At 30.9% G+C, this 2,038-nt stretch carries 2 protein-coding genes; one reads left to right on the forward strand and one right to left on the reverse strand.

Annotation, left to right across the window (positions count from 1 at the left end):
• Nucleotides 1-143 precede the first annotated feature (143 nt).
• Nucleotides 144-1,793 carry a mechanosensitive ion channel family protein gene (locus ACP6PL_RS07720; RefSeq protein WP_426544221.1) on the forward strand — a complete coding sequence of 550 codons (1,650 nt, stop codon included), beginning with the start codon at nucleotides 144-146 and terminating at the stop codon, nucleotides 1,791-1,793.
• Nucleotides 1,794-1,828: 35 nt separating this feature from the next.
• Here ACP6PL_RS07720 and ACP6PL_RS07725 read toward each other — a convergent pair.
• Nucleotides 1,829-2,038, reverse strand: a 210-nt coding sequence (locus ACP6PL_RS07725; RefSeq protein WP_426544223.1) for a hypothetical protein, incomplete at its 5' end; no start/stop codon positions are given.

Here is a 2,038-nt window from a genome sequence, read left to right on the forward strand (position 1 = left end):
ACGCCATATCCAATCGACCAAGAGAAAAGTGCTAGGATATTTCCCAATCTTCAATCAAGAAGGGTTTTAACCAGAGATAATTATCAATTATCCATTATCAATTATCAATTAATGAACGCACAATCTATTCAGGGAAAATAATTATGATTCCTAAAATTAATCTTACTAACTTCATTGAAATTGATATGAACAGTATCATTGCAACTGGAGTTGAAATCGGACTCCTAATATGTCTGTTTGTAGCAATTAGATTTTTTTTAGACAGAGCATATCAACAATTAATAAAAGTACCATCAATCAAAAAGAAGAAAAAAGATGTTGAAGTTCTCTACCAAAATATTCAGATATTATTAACTTTAAGTGGCTTACTATTATGTTTGTTATTGGTAGGAGTTAATGGATGGATTATTTATCAAGGAAAAAACTTAATCGAATACCAAATTTCTTTGATTAAAAGTATTTCCTTTGATTACTTGCTAGTTATAGGAATTAGAGTTCTCAAAATCTTGGGCATACTAATTTTAACTAAATGGAGTATTCCATATCTAAATAAATTTATAATCTGGTTAAAAGAGCGAGCGAAAAATTTTGATAAAATCACTGCCAATGACGCCAGTATTGAAAGATTATTTGAATTTTTCAGGAGCAACTTTAATAATATTATCTGGCTGTTATATATTACTATATCAGCTCAAATTATGCTATTACCAGTAGTAATTATCAAATATTTGTATATAAGTTTGCAGGTTTATATGATTATTATTACGGGCTTACTATTTACTAAAGCTAATACAACAATTATTGATACTTTTGATGCCCTCAGTAAAAAATATTCTGATAAAAGAAATATTTTGCGCATTTATGATCGCCTCAGTAAATTAATTCCTCTTGCGAAAAAATTTCTTGAATATGCAATTTATATTACTACAGCTACTTTGGCAATTCAAAAAGTTGATTTTATTGCTAGTTTAGCTCCTTATGGTCCTGTATTTCTGCAAATAATTGGGATTATTTTTATGAGTCGTGTTGTTCAAGAAATTGGTCAACTTGTACTAGAAGAAATACTACTGCGTGAAGGTGATACAGATAATTTATCTCAACAGAGACGAGAGACATTTTTACCTTTATTTCAAAGCTGTATTAAATACCTGATTTACTTTGGTACAGGTATAGCAATTCTTTATACTATTAAAATTGACCCCACTCCTATTTTAGCAGGTGTGGGTATTTTAGGTTTAACAATTGGAATGGGAGCGCAAAGTCTAGTTGAAGATATAGTTGCAGGTTTCTTTATTTTGTTTGAAAGTTACTATTTAGTAGGAGATTTTGTAGAGATAAATGGTGTAAGTGGTTTTGTCACAGGAATAGAATTAAGAACAACTCGCATTAATGATGGAGATAAAAATTATATTATCCATAATCGTGATGTTAAGGATATAGTAAATCACTCCAGCTACAGTAGTGCAGTAGTGATGCTCAAAATTCCTTATCAAGTCAAGATTAGTCAAATCTCTGAAATTGTTGAAAAAGTTGGAAAAAAGCTTCTAGAGGAATATCCGAAAGACATAATTGAACCAACAATAATAGAAGGAGTAGAAGAATTTTCTGAGAATCAAATATTAATTGAAGTAGTTACACAAGTTAAACCAGGACAACATTTAATGATTCAGAAAGTTTTAGGTTTAATGATTAAAGAAGCTTTTGAGGAAGCAAATATTGAACTTCCCGTGGTTAACCATGTAACACTGAGTAATGATAAACCTATTCCAATATTTTTAAAACCCCTACGTTAAAACTATGGAAAAATCAATAGGAAAGTAATCAATAATTAGGGTTTATGATTCATTAATTGATAATTGATAATGGATAATTGATAATTACCTCTGGTTAAAACCGAGAGGATTGAAGATTGGGAAATATCATTTCTCTTCTCTTGGTCGATTGGATATGCCGAGGTCTCCTCGGCATCCCATCCTAACGGACTGCTCCGCAAACGACCGCTCTCTTGGTTGATTGGATATGGCGTTAGCGTTAGCGG

Origin of the sequence: Dapis purpurea BLCC-M126, from assembly GCF_050015975.1 — a bacterium.
Taxonomy (GTDB): Bacteria; Cyanobacteriota; Cyanobacteriia; order Cyanobacteriales; family Microcoleaceae; genus Trichodesmium.